Raw genomic sequence first — 18,197 nt, forward strand, 5'->3', positions numbered from 1 at the left:
GAGCACCGCACGTGGACGCCGAACTGACCAACAGGAGCCGGGACGCGATCAACGCGGCGAGCAGCCGCGCCGTGTCCGAGGGACACGCCGACCTGACCCCCGCCCACCTCCTGCTCGCCCTCCTGGCCGGTCAGGACAACGAGAACATCACCGACCTGCTCGCCGCCGTCGGCGCCGACCAGGCCGTCGTCCGCGCCGGCGCGGAGCGGCTGCTCGGCGGCCTGCCGAGCGTCACCGGATCCACGGTCGCGCCCCCGCAGCCCAGCCGCGACTTCCTCGCCGTCATCGCCGACGCCGACAAGCGCGCCAAGGAGCTCGGCGACGACTTCCTGTCGACCGAGCACCTGCTCGTCGCGATCGCGGCCAAGGGCGGCCCGACCGGTGAGATCCTCGACGCGCAGGGCGCGAGCGCATCGAAGCTGCTCGACGCGTTCGAGAAGAGCAGGGGAGGACGCCGGGTGACCACACCCGACCCGGAGGGGCAGTACAAGGCGCTGGAGAAGTTCGGCACGGACTTCACCGCCGCCGCGCGCGAGGGCAAGCTGGACCCGGTCATCGGCCGCGACCACGAGATCCGCCGCGTGGTCCAGGTGCTGTCCCGCCGCACCAAGAACAACCCGGTCCTCATCGGCGAGCCCGGCGTCGGCAAGACCGCCGTCGTCGAGGGCCTCGCCCAGCGGATCGTGAAGGGCGACGTCCCGGAGTCCCTGAAGAACAAGCGGCTGGTCTCCCTCGACCTCGGCGCGATGGTCGCCGGCGCGAAGTACCGCGGCGAGTTCGAGGAGCGCCTGAAGACCGTCCTCTCCGAGATCAAGGCGAGCGACGGCCAGATCATCACCTTCATCGACGAGCTGCACACGGTCGTCGGCGCGGGCGCCGGCGGTGACTCCGCCATGGACGCCGGGAACATGCTGAAGCCGATGCTGGCCCGCGGCGAGCTGCGGATGGTCGGCGCGACCACCCTCGACGAGTACCGCGAGCGGATCGAGAAGGACCCCGCCCTGGAGCGCCGCTTCCAGCAGGTCCTGGTCGCCGAGCCGACCGTCGAGGACACCATCGCGATCCTCCGCGGCCTCAAGGGCCGGTACGAGGCCCACCACAAGGTGCAGATCAACGACTCCGCCCTGGTGGCCGCCGCGACCCTCTCCGACCGGTACATCACCTCCCGCTTCCTGCCCGACAAGGCCATCGACCTCGTCGACGAGGCCGCCTCCCGGCTCCGCATGGAGATCGACTCCTCGCCCGTCGAGATCGACGAGCTCCAGCGCTCCGTGGACCGGCTCCGCATGGAGGAGCTGGCGCTGAAGAACGAGACGGACGCGGCGAGCAAGCAGCGCCTGGAGAAGCTGCGGCGCGACCTCGCCGACCGCGAGGAGGAGCTGCGCGGCCTCACCGCCCGCTGGGAGAAGGAGAAGCAGTCCCTCAACCGGGTCGGCGAGCTGAAGGAGCGCCTCGACGAGACCCGCGGCCGCGCCGAGCGCGCCCAGCGCGACGGCGACTTCGACACCGCCTCCCAGCTGCTGTACGGGGAGATCCCGGGCCTGGAGCGGGAGCTGGAGGAGGCCTCCGAGGCCGAGGCCCAGCAGGAATCGTCGAAGGACACCATGGTCAAGGAGGAGGTCGGCCCCGACGACATCGCGGACGTGGTCGGCTCCTGGACCGGCATCCCCGCCGGCCGCCTCCTGGAGGGCGAGACGCAGAAGCTGCTCCGCATGGAGGACGAGCTGGGCAAGCGGCTGATCGGCCAGTCCGAGGCCGTGCGGGCCGTCTCCGACGCGGTGCGCCGCACCCGCGCGGGGATCGCCGACCCCGACCGGCCCACCGGCTCCTTCCTGTTCCTCGGCCCGACCGGCGTCGGCAAGACGGAGCTGGCGAAGGCGCTCGCGGACTTCCTCTTCGACGACGAGCGGGCCATGATCCGCATCGACATGTCGGAGTACGGCGAGAAGCACTCCGTCGCCCGGCTCGTCGGCGCGCCCCCCGGCTACGTCGGCTACGAGGAGGGCGGCCAGCTCACGGAGGCGGTCCGCCGCCGCCCGTACAGCGTGGTGCTGCTCGACGAGGTGGAGAAGGCCCACCCGGAGGTCTTCGACGTCCTGCTCCAGGTCCTGGACGACGGACGCCTGACCGACGGGCAGGGCCGGACGGTGGACTTCCGCAACACGATCCTGATCCTGACGTCGAACCTGGGCAGTCAGTACCTGGTCGAGCCCCTGACCTCGGAGGACGTGAAGAAGCAGCAGGTCCTGGACGTCGTGCGGGCGAGCTTCAAGCCCGAGTTCCTCAACCGTCTGGACGACCTGGTGGTCTTCTCGGCGCTCGACCGGGCCGAGCTGGGCCGGATCGCGCGGCTCCAGATCGACCGGCTGGCCAAGCGGCTCGCGGAGCGGCGCCTCACCCTGGACGTCACCCCGGAGGCCCTGGAGTGGCTCGCCGAGGAGGGCAACGACCCGGCGTACGGTGCGCGGCCGCTGCGCCGTCTGATCCAGACGGCGATCGGCGACCGGCTGGCCAGGGAGATCCTCGCGGGCGAGGTCGTGGACGGCGACACGGTCCGGGTGGACCGCTTCGAGGACGGTCTGATCGTGGGCGCGGCTACACGTTGAAGGCGGTGAGGTGGACGAGGGCGGCGTCACCCTCGTACGCCACCTCGACGCTCACGTAGAGCGCCTGGCCGAAGTCCGTGTCCCGGCACAGGTCCCCGTCGCACGAGGCGGGGGCCTTGGCGCCCGGGTAGGTGGTTTCCAGCCAGTCGGCGACCCCGGCGCGCGGCAGGCGGAAGTCCACGGTGACGAAGGAGTCCTGCCAGTGGGCCTCGGTGCACCGGGCCTCCTCGGCGTCCGCCGGAAGCCGGCCGTGCGCGAACTGCATCGCCGCGGCGCAGTCCACCGGCTGCGGCTTCCCCGCCTGGCTGAACGAGTAGGCACCCCACATCAGCAGCGTGACCGGCAGACCGCAGAGCGCGACCAGCGCCACGACGAGCCAGACCCACCACCGCGTTTTCCTCTTCGCGACCCCCATGGGTCCGAGATCATGTCAGCTGGCAGCGGATCTTGCCGCTTCCGGACCAGCGGGGCTTGCCACGTACCGCCCGGGATGGGGGAGGATGGCGAGCATCCGTACGAAGGGAAATAACGGTGAGCATCGACCCGTCCTCGATTCCGAATTTCGGGGGCCAGCCCCAGCCTCAGGCCGCAGGACCGGCGGGCCCCGTCGTCCCCGACCAGGACCTCGTCAAGCAGCTCCTCGAGCAGATGGAACTCAAGTACGTCGTCGACGACGAGGGTGACCTCGCGGCGCCGTGGGAGGAGTTCCGCACGTACTTCATGTTCCGCGGCGAGGGCGAGCAGCAGGTCTTCTCGGTGCGGACGTTCTACGACCGCCCGCACGCCGCCGACGACCGCGCGAAGATCCTCGACGCGATCGACGACTGGAACCGCCGCACCCTGTGGCCGAAGGTGTACACGCACCTGCACGAGGAGGAGGACGGCTCCGCCACCCTCCGCCTGATCGGCGAGGCGCAGATGCTGATCGGCACCGGCGTCGCCCTGGAGCACTTCGTGTCCTCCACGGTCAGCTGGGTCCGCGCCTCCATCGAGTTCGACAAGTGGATCGTCGAGCAGTTCGGCCTGGAGTCCTCCGAGGAGAAGGCCGCGGGCGACGAGGAGGCGTGAGCCCCCGCACCCCCGCACACGACAGGGAGCCCGGCCGTGAGGCCGGGCTCCTTTCGCGTGGCCGCGGGCCTCAGGCGAGGCGCTTGAGGCGGGAGACGGCCTCCTCCAGGACCTCGGTCCGCTTGCAGAAGGCGAACCGGACGAAGGGGGCGCCGGCCTCGCGGTGGTCGTAGAAGACGGCGTTGGGGATGGCGACGACGCCGGCGCGCTCCGGCAGGGAGCGGCAGAACGCGAAGCCGTCGGTGGCGCCGAGGGGCCGGATGTCGGTGGTGACGAAGTAGGTGCCGGCCGGGCGGTAGACCTCGAAGCCCGCCTGCGCGAGGCCCTCGCTGAGCAGGTCCCGCTTGGCGCGCAGGTCGGCGCGGAGGGCGTCGAAGTACGTGGCGGGGAGGCGGAGGGCCTCGGCGACCGCGTACTGGAAGGGGCCCGAGGAGACGTAGGTGAGGAACTGCTTGGCCGAGCGGACGGCCGAGGTCAGTTCGGGGCTCGCGGTGATCCAGCCGACCTTCCAGCCGGTGAAGGAGAAGGTCTTGCCGGCCGAGCCGATGGTGACCGTGCGCTCCCGCATCCCGGGGAGGCTCGCGACCGGCAGGTGCTCGGCCCCGTCGAACACCAGGTGCTCGTACACCTCGTCCGTGACGACGAGCAGGTCCCGCTCGATCGCCAGCTCGGCGACGGCGGTCAGCTCGGCCCGGGTGAGGACCGTGCCGGTGGGGTTGTGCGGGGTGTTCAGGAGGATCAGCCGGGTGCGGTCGGTGACGGCGGCCCGCAGTTCGTCCAGGTCGAGGACGTAGCGCCCTTCGTGGGGCCGGAGGGTGACCGGCACCCGGGTGCCGCCGGCCATCGCGATGCAGGCCGCGTACGAGTCGTAGTACGGCTCCAGGGCGATCACCTCGTCGCCCGGCTCGACGAGGGCCAGCAGGGCCGCCGCGATCGCCTCGGTGGCGCCCGCCGTGACGAGGACCTCGGTGTCGGGGTCGTAGCCGAGGCCGTACCGCTCCCGCTGGTGGTCGGCGATCGCGGACCGCAGCTCCGGGACGCCGGGGCCGGGCGGGTACTGGTTGCCGTGGCCCGCGCGCAGCGCGCGGACCGCCGCCTCCCGGATCTCCTCCGGGCCGTCGGTGTCGGGGAAGCCCTGACCGAGGTTGATCGACCCGGTCCTGGCGGCGAGCGCGGACATCTCGGCGAAGATCGTCGTCCCGAACTCGGCGAGGCGGCGATTGAGCAGCGGTCGTGTCATGACGGCCATCCTGGGGCCAAGCTCTGGACTTGCTCAAGTGCGCTTTGACCGCGCGTCGGAGCGGGGATCGCCCTGGCATGGACATCGCATTCTTCATCCTCGGGATCACGGCCGTGATCGCCTTCGGGGTAGGGCTCGTCGCGAGCGGGATGAGGGGGACGAGCGGGACGGGGCGGAGCGGCGGAAGCGACAGCTGGTGGGCCGGATCGTCGTCCTCCTCCTCGTCCTCGTCGTCCTCCTCCTGCTCCTCGTCCTCCTCCTTCTCCTGCTCCTCGTCGTCGTGTTCCAGCTCGTCCTGCTCCTCGTCCTCGTGCTCCGGCTCCTCGTGCAGCTGAAGCTCTGGACTCGCTCAAGTCGGCTTTGACGGGGTGCCGGACCGGGCATCCCCCTCGCACAGAAGAACGGGGGTAGTACTGATGGAATTCGTGATCTTCATCGTCTTCGCGCTCGTGGTGATCGGACTCTTCTCCGGCACCCGCAAGGGCGGGAGCAGGCGGCGCGGCGGGCGCAAGGGCCGGAGCGGGAGCAACTGGGCCGACGGTGGCGGGGGCGGCTGTGGCGGGGGCAGCTCCTGCGGGTCGGGGAGCTCCTGCGGGTCCGGCTGTGGCGGGGGCGGCTGCGGTGGCGGCAGCTGAGTGAACAAGTGAACTGTTGGGTCCCCGAAGGGGTTGGAAAACACGGCAAGTTGGGTAAAAACGCTGCGAGTCGCCCGACGTACGTGGTTCTCTCGCTCCTGACAGAGACAGCCCTCGGACCGTGTGTGGACCCGAGCCGGCGATTCCCCACTCCCGCAGAACCCTTCTCCGGGGCGCCCCCGGCCCACCCGTCAAACCGTGTTTGCGGAGCCGACCCATGCTCACCACCTTGAAGACCTCCTACACCGATACGCGCGCGGCAGACCTGGCCTGGGCCCTCGGGCGCGAGCCGCTGCCCGCGCTCGCCGTGCTCGACCTCGAACTCTCCGGAGCCAAGCTCCAGTTGAGGCTGCTCGGCGCCTCCCATCAGGTCCTCCTGGAGGAGGAGGGGCGCCACTGCTCGGAGACCGTGGCCTGCATGCCCGGCAGCAGCACCCCGCTCCCGCTCGGCGTCTCCAAGCGCGTCGGCGAATGGGAGTACGAATTCGCGGCGCGCGTCGAGACGCTCTCGCACGGCTCCTTCGCGGGCCGTGCGCAGGAGTTGCTCGCGCTCGTCGCCGACCATCCCAATGGACTCGCGGGGACCTTCCCCGGCTCCCCGCACGCCTTCACGGCGATGCTGGCGCAGCGTCACGAGGGCCAGGTGCGCTGGCGCACCTGGCACGCCTACCCGCAGGAAGGGCAGTTGGTGGTGACCAGGACCCGTATCGGCGCACGTATGCCCGCAACGCTCTGATGCGCCCTCCCAGGGCTCCATGTGCACTCGTGTGGGTGACAAGGGGTGCGTCAGTCGTGACGTAGCGTTACGGACATGATCGAGCCGACCGTGACCATGCCACCCACGAGGGTGCGCCGGCCGCCCCCGCGGCGGTCCGTGCGGCCGCCGCGCGAGGCGGTGCGTTTCCCGGTCCTCGCGGTCGTCTTCGTCTGCGCCGCCTGCGGCCTGGTCTACGAGCTCGAACTGGTCGCCCTCGCCTCCTACTTGATCGGCGACTCGGTCACCCAGGCCTCCGTCGTGCTCTCCGTGATGGTCTTCGCGATGGGCGTGGGCTCGCTCCTCGCCAAGCGGCTGCGCTGCCGCGCCGCCGTCGGCTTCGGCCTCGTCGAGGCCGGGCTCGCGCTGATCGGCGGCTGCTCGGCGATGGTGCTGTACGCGTCCTTCGCCTGGCTCGGCGAATCGCGGTACGTGCTGGTGGCGTTCTCGCTCGCGATCGGGGTGCTCATCGGGGCCGAGATCCCGCTCCTGATGTCGCTCATACAGCGGGCGGGTCGCGCCGGTGTGCCCGGCTCCCCGGCCGAGACGGCGACGGCCGGCCCCTCCGGGCGCGCGGGCCGGGCGGGGCGGGCCGAGCGGGAGCAGGACGACGCCGCCGGGACCGTCGCCGACCTCTTCGCCGCCGACTACGTGGGCGCGCTGGTCGGCGGCCTCGCCTTCCCGTTCCTGCTGCTGCCCTGGCTCGGCCAGCTCACCGGTGCGCTCGTCACCGGCGCGGTCAACGCCGTCGCGGGCGGTGGCCTCGTCCTGTGGGTCTTCCGGCGCGACCTCACCCGCCGCTCCCGGGCCCTGCTCCTGGCCGTGAACCTGTGCGTCCTGACCGTCCTCGCCACCGCGACGGTCCTCGTCGACGACTTCGAACAGGCCGCGCGCCGCGCCGTGTACGGGGAGTCGGTGCGGGTCGCCGTCCACACCGACCTCCAGGAGGTCGTGGTGACCGGGGGCCGCACGGAGCCGCCCGACCTGTTCCTCGACGGGCGCCTCCGGGTGGCCGGCCGCGACGAGTACCGCTACCACGAGGCGCTCGTGCACCCGGCGATGAACGGCGCGCACGCGCGCGTGCTGATCGTCGGCGGCGGCGACGGGATGGCCGCCAGGGAGACCCTGCGCTACGACGGGGTCCGCTCCGTCACCGTCGTCGAGCTCGACCCGGGGGTCGTCCGCCTCGCCCGTACGGACCCGTCGCTCGCCGCGCTCAACGCCCAGGCCTTCCGCGACCCGCGCGTCCACGTGGTCTACGCGGACGCGTTCCGCTGGCTCAGGGGCGCCGCCGATCGTCTGCAGGAACGGTACGACGTGGTGATCTCCGATCTGCCGGACCCCGGGATCACCCCCAGCACCAAGCTCTACTCGGAGGAGTTCTACGGACTGGTGGCCCGGGTGCTCGGCGAGACCGGCCGGTTCGCCGTGCACGCCGGATCGGTCACCGACCGGCCCCGCACCTTCTGGACCGTCGACGCCACCCTGCGCGCCGCCGGCTTCGCGACCCGCCCGTACAGCGCGACCGGCCGCACGCCCGGGTTCGCCGCGGGACCCGACCGCGCCGACCGCACCGGCGGTACGGAGCGGGGGCCGGGGGACTGGGGCTTCCTCCTGGCCGTACGGGGCGGCCGGCCGCCCGTCCTCGGTCTCGCCCCCGACGCGCCCCGGCTGCGCTCGCTCGGCGCGGGAAGCCTGGAGGGCGCGGCGCGCCGCGCCGAGCGGACCCGCGGCGCCGAGCAGCCGCCCTCGACCCTGGTGCACCCGCGGTACGTGGCCTGACCCGTTCGCCGGGTGCAAACAGGCGACGCCGCGCCCCGCCCTGAGTAGGCTCGGCTTTCATGGAGCATGAGGTGTTCGTTCCCGTCCCGGCCGAGGCCCTGCGCGCGACGCTCACGGACCCGGCCCGCGTCGTGCGCTGCGTGCCCGGTCTCCAGCGGGACGCCGACGCGGCGGCCGGACCCCTCACGGGCCGGCTCAAGGTCCGGGTCGGCGGCAACACCATCACCTACCGGGGCGCCCTGCGGGTCGTCGAGCGGGACGGTGCCATCACCTACGAGGGCGAGGGCACCGAGGCCCGCGGCAAGGGCTCGGCCGAGGTGTCCCTCACCGTCGTCCTCACCCCGGTGGCCGAGGGGACCAGCCTGAGCTTCACCGGGGCCCTCACGGCGGCCGGCCGGCTCGCCGACGCCACGGACGAGGCGCGCTCCACGGCGGGCGCCAAGCTCCTCGACAGGTTCGTGGAGGCGCTGGCCGCTCTGGCGGAGGAGCCGGAGAAGCCGGAGGAGACCACCGAGGAGGCCACCGAGGAGGCCGTCGACGACGACGGGGTCGACGACGGCGTCGAGGAGCCCCACCGGCACGGCGTCCTCGACGCACCGGTCCCGCCGTCCTCCCTCGAACCGCTCCTCGACGAGGACTTCGCCGAGGGGCCGGGCGAGGGGCTGGGCGAAGGCCCGGGAGACGCGCCGATCGAGTTCCCCGCCCCGCAGCCCGCCGCCGAGGCCGCCCACGCCCGCCGGACCATGATCGGGCGGAGCGCCGAGGAGGTCGACCACGCCCCGCCGCGCGGCCGGTACGCCCCCGTGCCCGCCCCCGAGACGTCGAGCGCCGGCGCCACCCTGCGCTGGATCGCCCCGGCCGCGGCCCTCGCGCTCGCCTCGGCCGTCGTCGTCGGCCGGGCGCTGCGCCGCCGCCGCTGAACGGCCCCATCACGGCTAGGGTCGGGGCGTGAGCATGCAGACGCGACTGACGGCGGGCGACGCCGAGTTGACCATCAACCCCGAACACGGCTGCCGGATCGAGAGCCTGCGCATCGGCGGCACCGAGGTGCTGCGCCAAGGCGAGCGGTACGGGTGCTTCCCCATGGCGCCCTGGTGCGGGCGGACCGAGAACGGTCTCTTCCGCAACGGCGCCACCACGCACCAGCTGCCGGTCAACGCCGCCCCGCACGCCATCCACGGCACCGTCCGCGACCGCGTCTGGACGCTCGCCCGGAGCTCGGAGACCGAGGCCGTGTTCACCTGCGAGCTCGACGACCCGTGGCCGTACAAGGGCCGGGTCACCCAGGTCTTCGAGCTGTCCGAGGACTCCCTCACCCTGCGCTTCGGCGTCGAGACCCACGAGGTCTCCTTCCCGGCGCAGGCAGGCTGGCACCCGTGGTTCCTGCGGAACCTGGGCCGGGGCGGTCAGGACGTACGGCTCGACTTCACGCCCGCCTGGCAGGAGGAGCGCGGCGGGAACCACCTCCCCACCGGCCGCCGCATCGACCCGCTCCCCGGACCCTGGGACGACTGCTTCGGCATGCCCGGCGGCGTCGACGTCACCCTCACCTGGCCGGAGGAGCTGGAGCTGAAGGTCGCGAGCCGCGCCGAGTGGGTCGTGATCTACGACGAGCCCGAGGAGGCGGTCTGCGTCGAGCCGCAGTCCGGCCCGCCGAACGGCCTCAACACCCTCCCGCGTCTGGTCACCCCGATCGACCCCCTGGAGGTCGAGAGCACCTGGAGCTGGCGGCGGCTTTAAGCTCAGGGGCATGACTGACGTACGCGCTGAGCTGCTCCAGCAGATCAAGGACAAGGCCGTGGTGCACGGCAAGGTGACCCTCTCCTCGGGTCTGGAAGCCGACTACTACATCGACCTGCGTCGCATCACGCTGGACGGCGAGGCCGCGCCGATGGTCGGTCAGGTCATGCTCGACCTCGCTGCCGACCTGGACTTCGACTGCGTCGGTGGGCTCACGCTGGGCGCCGACCCGGTCGCGACCTCGATGCTGCACGCCTCCGCCGCGCGCGGACAGCGCCTGGACGCCTTCGTCGTCCGCAAGGCGCAGAAGGCGCACGGCATGCAGCGCCGTATCGAGGGCACGGACGTCAAGGGCCGTCGCTGCCTCGTGGTCGAGGACACCTCGACCACCGGCGGCTCGCCGCTGACCGCCGTCGAGGCCGTCCGCGAGGCGGGCGGCGAGGTCGTCGCCGTCGCCACGATCGTGGACCGGGGCGCCGCCGGAGCCATCGCCGAGGCGGGTCTCCCGTACCTCACGCGCTACCAGCTCGGGGATCTTGGCCTGGCGTAACCGCCGCGAAGTCGTGACTTAGGTCCTCGACCCCCGCCAGGGCGGTTCTGACCTGCGTTTTTGCCGAGGGGCGGGGTGTTTCACGTGAAACACCCCGCCCCTCGTCGTGCCGTGCCCGTGGGAGCCCGCACAAGAGTCTGGAAAGATGGGCGGCGACGATGACGTCGCCCCTAGGTCAGGGACAGCAACGCACACACCCCGCACATCACAAGGAGCGGACGAATGCCCATCGCAACCCCCGAGGTCTACAACGAGATGCTCGACCGGGCGAAGGCAGGCAAGTTCGCCTACCCGGCCATCAACGTGACCTCGTCCCAGACCCTGCACGCTGCGCTGCGCGGCTTCGCGGAGGCCGAGAGCGACGGCATCATCCAGATCTCGACCGGCGGTGCCGAGTTCCTGGGCGGTCAGCACAGCAAGGACATGGTCACGGGCGCCGTTGCCCTGGCCGAGTTCGCGCACATCGTCGCCGCGAAGTACGACATCACGGTCGCCCTGCACACCGACCACTGCCCGAAGGACAAGCTGGACGGCTACGTCCGCCCGCTGCTCGACGTCTCCGCCGAGCGTGTCGCCAAGGGCCTGAACCCGCTGTTCCAGTCGCACATGTGGGACGGCTCGGCCGAGACCCTCGCCGACAACCTGGCCATCGGCCAGGAGCTGCTCGCGAAGGCCGCCGCCGCCAAGATCATCCTTGAGGTCGAGATCACCCCGACCGGCGGCGAGGAGGACGGCGTCAGCCACGAGATCAACGACGAGCTGTACACCACCGTCGACGACGCGATCCGCACGGCCGAGGCCCTCGGCCTGGGCGAGAAGGGCCGCTACCTGCTCGCCGCCTCGTTCGGCAACGTCCACGGCGTCTACAAGCCGGGCAACGTGGTGCTCCGCCCCGAGCTCCTCAAGGACCTCCAGGCCGGTGTCGCCGCCAAGTTCGGCAAGGCCGACCCGTTCGACTTCGTCTTCCACGGCGGCTCGGGCTCCACGGCCGAGGAGATCGCCACCGCGCTGGAGAACGGCGTCGTGAAGATGAACCTCGACACCGACACCCAGTACGCCTTCACCCGTCCGGTCGTGGACCACATGTTCCGCAACTACGACGGTGTCCTGAAGGTCGACGGCGAGGTCGGCAAGAAGTCCACCTACGACCCGCGCACCTGGGGCAAGCTGGCCGAGGCCGGCATGGCCAAGCGCGTCGGCGAGGCCTGCGTCGCGCTGCGCTCGGCCGGCACGAAGCTGAAGTAGTCAGGTGAACGACGGGCCCGGTACCTCCCGAGGTGCCGGGCCCTCGTGCGTCCAGGGAGGACCGATGTACGACTTCGACCGGGAGATAGACCGGCACGGGACCTGGTCGGTCCAGTGGGACGGCATCGCGGACCGCTTCGGCGTCCCCGACCTGCTGCCCTTCACCATCTCCGACATGGACTTCGCCTCCCCGCCCGAGGTCCTCGCCGCCCTGCGCGAGCGCGTCGACCACGGGGTCTTCGGCTACACGGACTGGCGGCTCGGGGAGTTCCGCGAGGCGATCCGCCACTGGTACGCGAGCCGGTACGACGCCGAGATCGACCCCGACACCCTGGTGTACGCGCCCTCCGTGCTCTCCCAGCTCTCGCAGCTCCTCCAGATGTGGACCGCCCCCGGCGACGGGGTGGTCGTCCACACCCCCACGTACGACGGCTTCCGCAAGGCGGTCACCGGGCTCGGGCGCGAGCTGCGGGGCGTCCCGCTCGACGACCCGGAGGCCCTGGAACGGGAGCTCGCCCGCCCGGACAGCCGGATGCTGCTGCTCTGCTCCCCGCACAACCCGACCGGCCGGGTGTGGACGGAGGAGGAGCTCAAGGGCTTCGCCGCGCTGGCCGAGCGGCACGGAGCGGCCGTCGTCAGCGACGAGATCCACGCCGACCTGACGACCGACGGCCACCGGCACGTCCCCTGGACCCGGATCGCGGAGAGGGGACGGGGCCGCCGCTGGGCCCTGGTCACCTCCGGCACGAAGGCCTTCAACTTCCCGGCGCTCTCCGGCTCGTACGGCGTGATCGGCGACCCCGACGAGCGGGAGGCGTTCGTCCGGCGCATGGAGACGGGCGAGGGGCTCGCCTCGCCCGCGGTGCTCTCGCTGACCGCCCACATCGCCGCCTACCGGCAGGGCGCGGCCTGGCTGGACGCACTGCGCGGCTACGTCGCGGGCACGATGGGCCTGGTCCGGGAGCGGCTGGCGGAGCTGCCGGGCGTGGACTGGACGCCTCCGCAGGCCGGGTATCTGGCCTGGATCGACCTCCGGCCGCTCGGGATCGAGGAGACCCGGCTCCAGGAGGAGCTGGTGGCGGTGGAGAAGGTCGCGATCATGCCGGGCGGGGTGTACGGCACGCCCGGCTTCGTCCGGCTGAACGTCGGCTGCACCCGGAGCAAGGCCGAGCGGGGCGTGGCCGCGCTGGTCCGCGCGGCGGACCGACTCCGGACGGCCTGAGCCCGGGGTCCGGGTCGGGGCGGCGGAGGCGCTGGCGGCGGCCTGCGCCCGGGTCCGGGTCCGGGCGGCGGAGGCGCTCGGGGCGGCCTGAGCCCGGGGTCCGGGTCGGGGCGGCGGAGGCGCTGGGGGAGGACCTGCGCGCGCGGCGGGTCCCGCTTCGCGGGACCATGCAGACATGGGTGTGGGTACGGGCGTGCGGGACGTGCGGATGGCCTCCGGGACCGGCCGGTGGATCGTGTTCACCACCGTCCTCGGGTCCGGGATGGCCCTGCTCGACTCGACCGTCGTCAACGTCGCCCTGCCGCACATCGGCGAGGACCTGGGCGCCGACCTCGCCGTCCTCCAGTGGACGGTCAACGCCTACATGCTGACCCTGGCAGGGCTGATCCTGCTCGGCGGCTCCCTCGGCGACCGCTTCGGCCGACGGAAGGTCTTCGTCGTCGGCGTGGTGTGGTTCGCCCTCGCGTCCCTGCTGTGCGGGCTCGCCCCGAACGCCGGGGTGCTGATCGCCGCCCGCGCCCTCCAGGGCGTCGGCGGGGCGCTGCTCACCCCCGGCTCCCTCGCCCTGATCCAGGCCAGCTTCCACGAGGACGACCGGGCGCGCGCCGTCGGCCTCTGGTCGGGCTTCGGCGGGGTCGGCGCGGCGATCGGCCCGTTCGTGGGCGGCTGGCTGGTGGACGGTCCGGGCTGGCGGTGGGTGTTCCTGCTGAACGTGCCGCTCGCCGCCGTCTGCGTCCCCGTCGCCCTCCGTCACGTGCCGGAGTCGCGGGACGAGACCGCGCACGGCCGCTTCGACGTGCTCGGCGCCGTCCTGGGCGCGGCCGGGCTCGCACTCGTCACGTACGCCCTGATCGGCGCGGCCTGGTGGGCCGGGGTGGCCGGGGTCGCGGTCGGGGCCTGGTTCGTCGCGGTGGAGCGGCGGCGCGGGGAGCGGGCGATGGTGCCCCCGTCGATCTTCCGCTCGCGCCTGTTCACCGCGGTCAACCTCGTCACCCTGTGCGTGTACGCGGCGTTCGGCGGCTTCTTCTTCCTGGCCGCCCTCCAGCTGCAGGTGGTCGCCGGCTACTCGGCGCTCGGCGCGGGCATGGCCATGCTGCCGACGACCGTGCTGATGCTGCTGCTCTCCGCGCGGTCCGGGGAGCTGGGGGAGCGGATCGGGCCCCGGATCCCGCTCACCGTGGGGCCGCTGATGTGCGCGGCGGGGATGCTGCTGATGCTGCGGGTCGGCGAGGACGCCTCGTACGTACGGGACGTGCTGCCGGCCATGCTGGTGCTCGGGCTCGGCATGACGGCCCTGGTCGCCCCGCTGACCGCGACGGTCCTCGCCTCGGTGGACGTGTCCCGGGCGGGCCTCGCGAGCGGCATCAACAACGCGGCGGCCCGCGCGGCGGGGCTGATCGCGGTGGCCGCGCTGCCGCTGCTCGCCGGGATGGGTCCGGAGGCGTACCGCTCGGCGGAGGAGTTCGGGGAGACCTTCCGGCGGGCGATGCCCATGTGCGCGGGGATCCTGGTGCTGGGCGCGGCCCTCGCCTGGACGACGATGCGGACCCCGGCCGAGCCCGCGGACTGTCACCCGGAGTGCAAGGTCCACTGCGGGGTGACCTCCCCGCCGCTCGACCCGGGGCGGCAGGACGCCCGCACGAAGCAGGCGGGCCCCGCCGGGGACGGGGACGCCGGCCGGGACGCCCCTGCCAGGGAAGGGGACGGCGGGGCGGGCTCCTGAGGCAGACTGGGGCCCATGGCCATCCACGAGAACCTCCTGGGGGGACCGGCCCCCACCCACCTGCCCGACGACCCGGGACCGCGCGAGCTGCTCGCGAACGGTACGGCGCCGGCGGACGTCGCCGCGAAGTACCCGACGTCCTCGCTCGCCTGGGCCCGGCTCGCCGACGACGCCTACGAGCGCGGCGCGGTCGTCGAGTCGTACGCCTATGCCCGTACCGGCTACCACCGCGGCCTGGACGCGCTGCGCCGCAGCGGCTGGAAGGGCCACGGCCCGGTGCCGTGGGAGCACGAGCCGAACCGCGGCTTCCTGCGCGCGCTGCACGCCCTCGCGCGGGCGGCCGGCGAGATCGGCGAGAAGGACGAGTACGAGCGCTGCACGACCTTCCTGCGGGACTCCTCCCAGACCGCCGCGGAGACGCTCGGCTGACGGCCCGCCGCCCGTCCGGACACGCCCTCTCCCCCCTCGTACGGGGGAGGGGGCGTCCCTGTTGATCGAACTCCGATTCGTGTCATGATGCGCTTGGGACGCGCGCGAAGAAGCCCGCCTCCCGAGGGGACCGGAGCTCCCGTGGCGCACACGGTGGAGCGGACCGCTACCCGGTAGCACGTATCGAGGAGACAGAAATGTCAGCCTTCCCCTCTCCCGATGCCTCCGGAGCCGGATCGGTCGTCGACGACCCGAACCTCGACTTCGCGGGCACGACGCCCTACGAGGACTACGTCCAGGCGGACGTCCTCACCCACCTCCAGCACCTGCGCTCGGACGACCCCGGCGAGATGGTCTTCCTGGTCACCACCCAGGTCATGGAGCTGTGGTTCACGGTGATCGTCCACGAGTGGGAGACCGCGAGCCGGGCCCTGCGCGAGGACCGCGTGCCCGTCGCGATGGACGCGCTCAAGCGCTCCGTGCGCGAGCTGGAGGCGCTCAACCACTCCTGGCGTCCGCTCGCCCAGCTCACCCCCGGCCAGTTCAACGCCTACCGGGCGGCGCTCGGCGAGGGCTCCGGATTCCAGTCGGCGATGTACCGCCGGATGGAGTTCCTGCTCGGCGAGAAGTCCGCGTCGATGCTCGTCCCGCACCGGGGCGCGCCCCGCGTCCACGCCGAGCTGGAGAAGGCGCTCCACGAGCCCAGCCTGTACGACGAGGTCCTCGGGCTCCTCGCCCGGCGCGGCCTGCCCGTGCCGGCGTCGGTGCTCGGCCGTGACCTGGCGCAGCGGTACGAGCCCTCGCCCGAGGTCGAGACCGTCTGGGCCGGGATATACGCGGACGCCGACCAGAACGCCGAGCTCGTCCGGCTCGGCGAGGCGCTGAGCGACGTCGCCGAACTGGTCTGGCGCTGGCGCAACGACCACCTGGTGGCGACCCGGCGCGCGATGGGCGCGAAGACCGGCACCGGCGGCTCCGCCGGCGTGGCCTGGCTGGAGAAGCGGGCCCAGAAGAACGTGTTCCCCGAGCTCTGGACGGCCCGCAGCCATGTCTGAGACCCCCGAGGAGAAGGCCGCCCGCCTCGACGCGGCCGACGCACTGGCCGGACACCGCGCGAAGTTCGCCCTCGACGAGGGGACCGTCTACCTCGACGGCAACTCGCTGGGCGCGCTGCCCGCGCACGTCCCGGCCCGCATGGCCGACGTCATCACCCGTGAGTGGGGCGAGCTGCGCATCCGCTCCTGGGACGAGTCCGGCTGGTGGACCGCGCCCGAGCGGATCGGCGACCGGATCGCCCCGATCGTCGGGGCCGCCCCGGGGCGGATCGTGGTGGGCGACTCGACGAGCGTGAACGTCTTCAAGGCGGTCGTCGCCGCCGCCCGGCTGAGCGGTGGCGACCGGACGGAGATCCTCGTCGACGCGACGACCTTTCCCACGGACGGGTACATCGCACGGTCCGCCGCGCGCATGACGGGTCACGCGATCGTGGCCTGCGACCCCGCCGACATGGCGGCCGCGGTGAGCGACCGCACGGCCCTCGCGCTCGTCAACCACGTCGACTACCGCACGGGCCGGCTCCAGGACCTGCCCGGACTCACCGCGGCGCTCCACGCGGCGGGCGCGCTCGCCGTCTGGGACCTGTGCCACAGCGCGGGCGCCCTGCCCGTCGGCCTGGACGCCCACGGGGTCGACCTGGCCGTCGGCTGCACCTACAAGTACCTGAACGGCGGCCCCGGTTCGCCCGCGTACCTGTACGTCGCCGAGCGCCACCAGGCCGCCTTCGACTCGCCGCTGCCCGGCTGGAACTCGCACGCCGACCCCTTCGGCATGACCCCCGGCTACGAGGCGGCGACCGGCGCGCTCCGGGGCCGGGTCGGCACGCCCGACATCCTCTCCATGCTGGCCCTCGAAGCGGCGCTCGACGTCTGGGACGGGGTCGGCATCGAGGACGTGCGGGCCAAGTCCCTGGCCCTGACGGACTTCTTCCTGGAGTGCGTCGAGGCGTACGTCCCCGAGGGCCGCGTCACCTCCGTGACCCCCGCAGCGCACGCCGAGCGCGGCAGCCAGGTGGCGCTGCGCTGCGCGGACGCGGCCGCCGTGATGCCGGAGCTGATCAAGCGCGGGGTGGTCGGCGACCTGCGCCGTCCGGACGTCCTGCGGTTCGGTTTCACCCCGCTGTACGTGGGCTTCGCGGACGCGGAGCGGGCGGCGCGGATCCTCGCGGAGGTTCTTCGGTAGGTCGGATGATCGCCTGATCTGCGGGGGCTCCGGGGCTGGTACCGTCCCCGCAGGTCAGGCCAATTCGGCCGCGTACCCGAGAGGTTGGAACAGCATGCCGGACCCCGCCGCGCGCGATGCCGCCGAAGAGGCGTCGGCCTTCTCGCACCCGGCCGTCGCCCCGGACGCCACCGCCGCGTACGGCGACCACCCGGACCAGGTGGTCGACTTCTACGCCCCGCGCGACGGACGCACCAGGGCCCCGCTCGTCGTCGCCCTGCACGGCGGCGCCTGGCGGGCACCCTACGACCGGCAGCACCTGACCCCTTTCGTGGACTTCCTGGCGCGCCGGGGCTTCGCCGTGGCGAGCGTCGAGTACCGGCGCGGCCCCGGCCTCCCGCACCAGGGCGGCACGGCCCCGGTCGCGGGACGCTGGCCGGAGACCTTCGACGACGTGGCCGCCGCGCTCGACGCGGTGCCGGACCTCGCCGCCGCCCACCTGCCGCAGGCCGATCCGCGCCGCACCGTCCTCACCGGCCACTCGGCGGGCGGCCACCTCGCGCTGTGGGCCGCCGCCCGGCACGTCCTGCCCGCCGGCTCCCCGTGGCGGCTGCCCGCCCCGCCGGAGCTGCGCGGGGTCGTCGCCCTGGCCCCGATCGCCCACTTCGGGCGGGCGGTGGAGCTGGGGGTGTGCGGCGGCGCGGTCACCGAGCTGCTCGGCGGCGAGCGGGAGTACGCGGCCCGCTCGGCGGCCACGGACCCGTCGGTGCTCCTCCCGACCGGCATCGCGACGACCGTCGTGCAGGGCCGCGAGGACGTCGTCGTCCCGTACGCGGTGGCCGAGGCGTACGCGGAGGCGGCGGCGAAGGCGGGCGAGGAGGTCGGCCTGACGCTCCTGGAGGGCATCGGCCACTTCCCCCTGATCGACCCGGCGGCGGACGCGTGCGCGGTGGTGGCGGAGGAGATCGCGCAGCTGGCCTGGTGAC

Annotated in this window: 18 protein-coding genes; 16 read left to right on the forward strand and 2 right to left on the reverse strand. The window is 73.0% G+C overall.

Annotation, left to right across the window (positions count from 1 at the left end):
- Nucleotides 1–11: 11 nt before the first annotated feature.
- Nucleotides 12–2,606: an ATP-dependent chaperone ClpB gene (gene clpB / locus ABTY59_RS09360; protein WP_352018285.1), complete on the forward strand. Its 2,595-nt coding sequence runs from the start codon at nt 12–14 to the stop codon at nt 2,604–2,606.
- Here the strand turns inward: clpB and ABTY59_RS09365 are convergent.
- Entirely contained in the window at nt 2,596–3,021 is a 426-nt protein-coding gene (locus ABTY59_RS09365) for a hypothetical protein (RefSeq protein WP_352018286.1), read from the reverse strand. The two genes, clpB and ABTY59_RS09365, sit on opposite strands and share 11 nt — an antisense overlap.
- A 116-nt stretch (nt 3,022–3,137) precedes the next feature.
- On the opposite strand from ABTY59_RS09365, the gene ABTY59_RS09370 reads away from it, so the two are divergent.
- Nucleotides 3,138–3,674 carry a YbjN domain-containing protein gene (locus ABTY59_RS09370; protein ID WP_352018287.1) on the forward strand — a complete coding sequence of 179 codons (537 nt, stop codon included), beginning with the start codon at nt 3,138–3,140 and terminating at the stop codon, nt 3,672–3,674.
- Between the two features lie 70 nt (nt 3,675–3,744).
- Here ABTY59_RS09370 and ABTY59_RS09375 read toward each other — a convergent pair whose 3' ends face one another.
- Nucleotides 3,745–4,923 carry a pyridoxal phosphate-dependent aminotransferase gene (locus ABTY59_RS09375; protein WP_469531323.1) on the reverse strand — a complete coding sequence of 393 codons (1,179 nt, stop codon included), beginning with the start codon at nt 4,921–4,923 and terminating at the stop codon, nt 3,745–3,747.
- A gap of 187 nt (nt 4,924–5,110) precedes the next feature.
- Between ABTY59_RS09375 and ABTY59_RS09380 the strand changes: the two genes are divergently transcribed.
- From ABTY59_RS09380 to ABTY59_RS09445, 14 genes are all read left to right on the forward strand, one after another.
- Entirely contained in the window at nt 5,111–5,278 is a 168-nt protein-coding gene (locus ABTY59_RS09380; RefSeq protein WP_352018289.1) for a hypothetical protein, read from the forward strand.
- Between the two features lie 52 nt (nt 5,279–5,330).
- Entirely contained in the window at nt 5,331–5,549 is a 219-nt protein-coding gene (locus ABTY59_RS09385) for a hypothetical protein (protein WP_352018290.1), read from the forward strand.
- A gap of 217 nt (nt 5,550–5,766) precedes the next feature.
- A complete protein-coding gene (locus ABTY59_RS09390) occupies nt 5,767–6,285 on the forward strand; it encodes a DUF2617 family protein (protein ID WP_189803144.1) in 519 nt (172 codons plus the stop codon).
- 75 nt (nt 6,286–6,360) lie between these two features.
- The gene (locus tag ABTY59_RS09395; protein WP_352018291.1) at nt 6,361–8,085 is read left to right on the forward strand and encodes a spermidine synthase; all 1,725 of its coding nucleotides are present in this window, start codon (nt 6,361–6,363) and stop codon (nt 8,083–8,085) included.
- Nucleotides 8,086–8,144: 59 nt separating this feature from the next.
- Nucleotides 8,145–9,005, forward strand: coding sequence for an SRPBCC family protein (locus ABTY59_RS09400; protein WP_352018292.1), 861 nt, complete (start codon nt 8,145–8,147; stop codon nt 9,003–9,005).
- Between the two features lie 34 nt (nt 9,006–9,039).
- Nucleotides 9,040–9,825, forward strand: coding sequence for an aldose epimerase family protein (locus ABTY59_RS09405; RefSeq protein ID WP_352018513.1), 786 nt, complete (start codon nt 9,040–9,042; stop codon nt 9,823–9,825).
- Nucleotides 9,826–9,835: 10 nt separating this feature from the next.
- On the forward strand, nt 9,836–10,375 hold the full coding sequence (pyrE, locus tag ABTY59_RS09410; protein ID WP_352018293.1) for an orotate phosphoribosyltransferase: 540 nt from the start codon (nt 9,836–9,838) through the stop codon (nt 10,373–10,375).
- A gap of 222 nt (nt 10,376–10,597) precedes the next feature.
- On the forward strand, nt 10,598–11,620 hold the full coding sequence (fbaA, locus tag ABTY59_RS09415) for a class II fructose-bisphosphate aldolase (RefSeq protein WP_352018294.1): 1,023 nt from the start codon (nt 10,598–10,600) through the stop codon (nt 11,618–11,620).
- Between the two features lie 64 nt (nt 11,621–11,684).
- Nucleotides 11,685–12,842 (forward strand): MalY/PatB family protein, encoded by a 1,158-nt coding sequence (locus tag ABTY59_RS09420; protein ID WP_352018295.1) that lies wholly within the window; start codon nt 11,685–11,687, stop codon nt 12,840–12,842.
- Nucleotides 12,843–13,017: 175 nt separating this feature from the next.
- The gene (locus tag ABTY59_RS09425) at nt 13,018–14,565 is read left to right on the forward strand and encodes an MFS transporter (RefSeq protein WP_352018296.1); all 1,548 of its coding nucleotides are present in this window, start codon (nt 13,018–13,020) and stop codon (nt 14,563–14,565) included.
- 15 nt (nt 14,566–14,580) lie between these two features.
- Nucleotides 14,581–14,994: a DUF3151 domain-containing protein gene (locus tag ABTY59_RS09430; protein ID WP_352018297.1), complete on the forward strand. Its 414-nt coding sequence runs from the start codon at nt 14,581–14,583 to the stop codon at nt 14,992–14,994.
- A 197-nt stretch (nt 14,995–15,191) separates the two neighbouring features.
- Nucleotides 15,192–16,049 (forward strand): tryptophan 2,3-dioxygenase family protein, encoded by an 858-nt coding sequence (locus tag ABTY59_RS09435; protein WP_352018298.1) that lies wholly within the window; start codon nt 15,192–15,194, stop codon nt 16,047–16,049.
- Entirely contained in the window at nt 16,042–17,232 is a 1,191-nt protein-coding gene (gene kynU, locus ABTY59_RS09440; RefSeq protein WP_352018299.1) for a kynureninase, read from the forward strand. Before ABTY59_RS09435 ends, kynU begins: the two co-directional genes overlap by 8 nt.
- A 94-nt stretch (nt 17,233–17,326) precedes the next feature.
- A complete protein-coding gene (locus ABTY59_RS09445) occupies nt 17,327–18,196 on the forward strand; it encodes an alpha/beta hydrolase (protein WP_352018300.1) in 870 nt (289 codons plus the stop codon).
- The last annotated feature ends 1 nt before the right edge of the window (nt 18,197 follow it).

Source organism: Streptomyces sp. NPDC096079, assembly GCF_040303145.1.
Classification (GTDB): Bacteria; Actinomycetota; Actinomycetes; order Streptomycetales; family Streptomycetaceae; genus Streptomyces.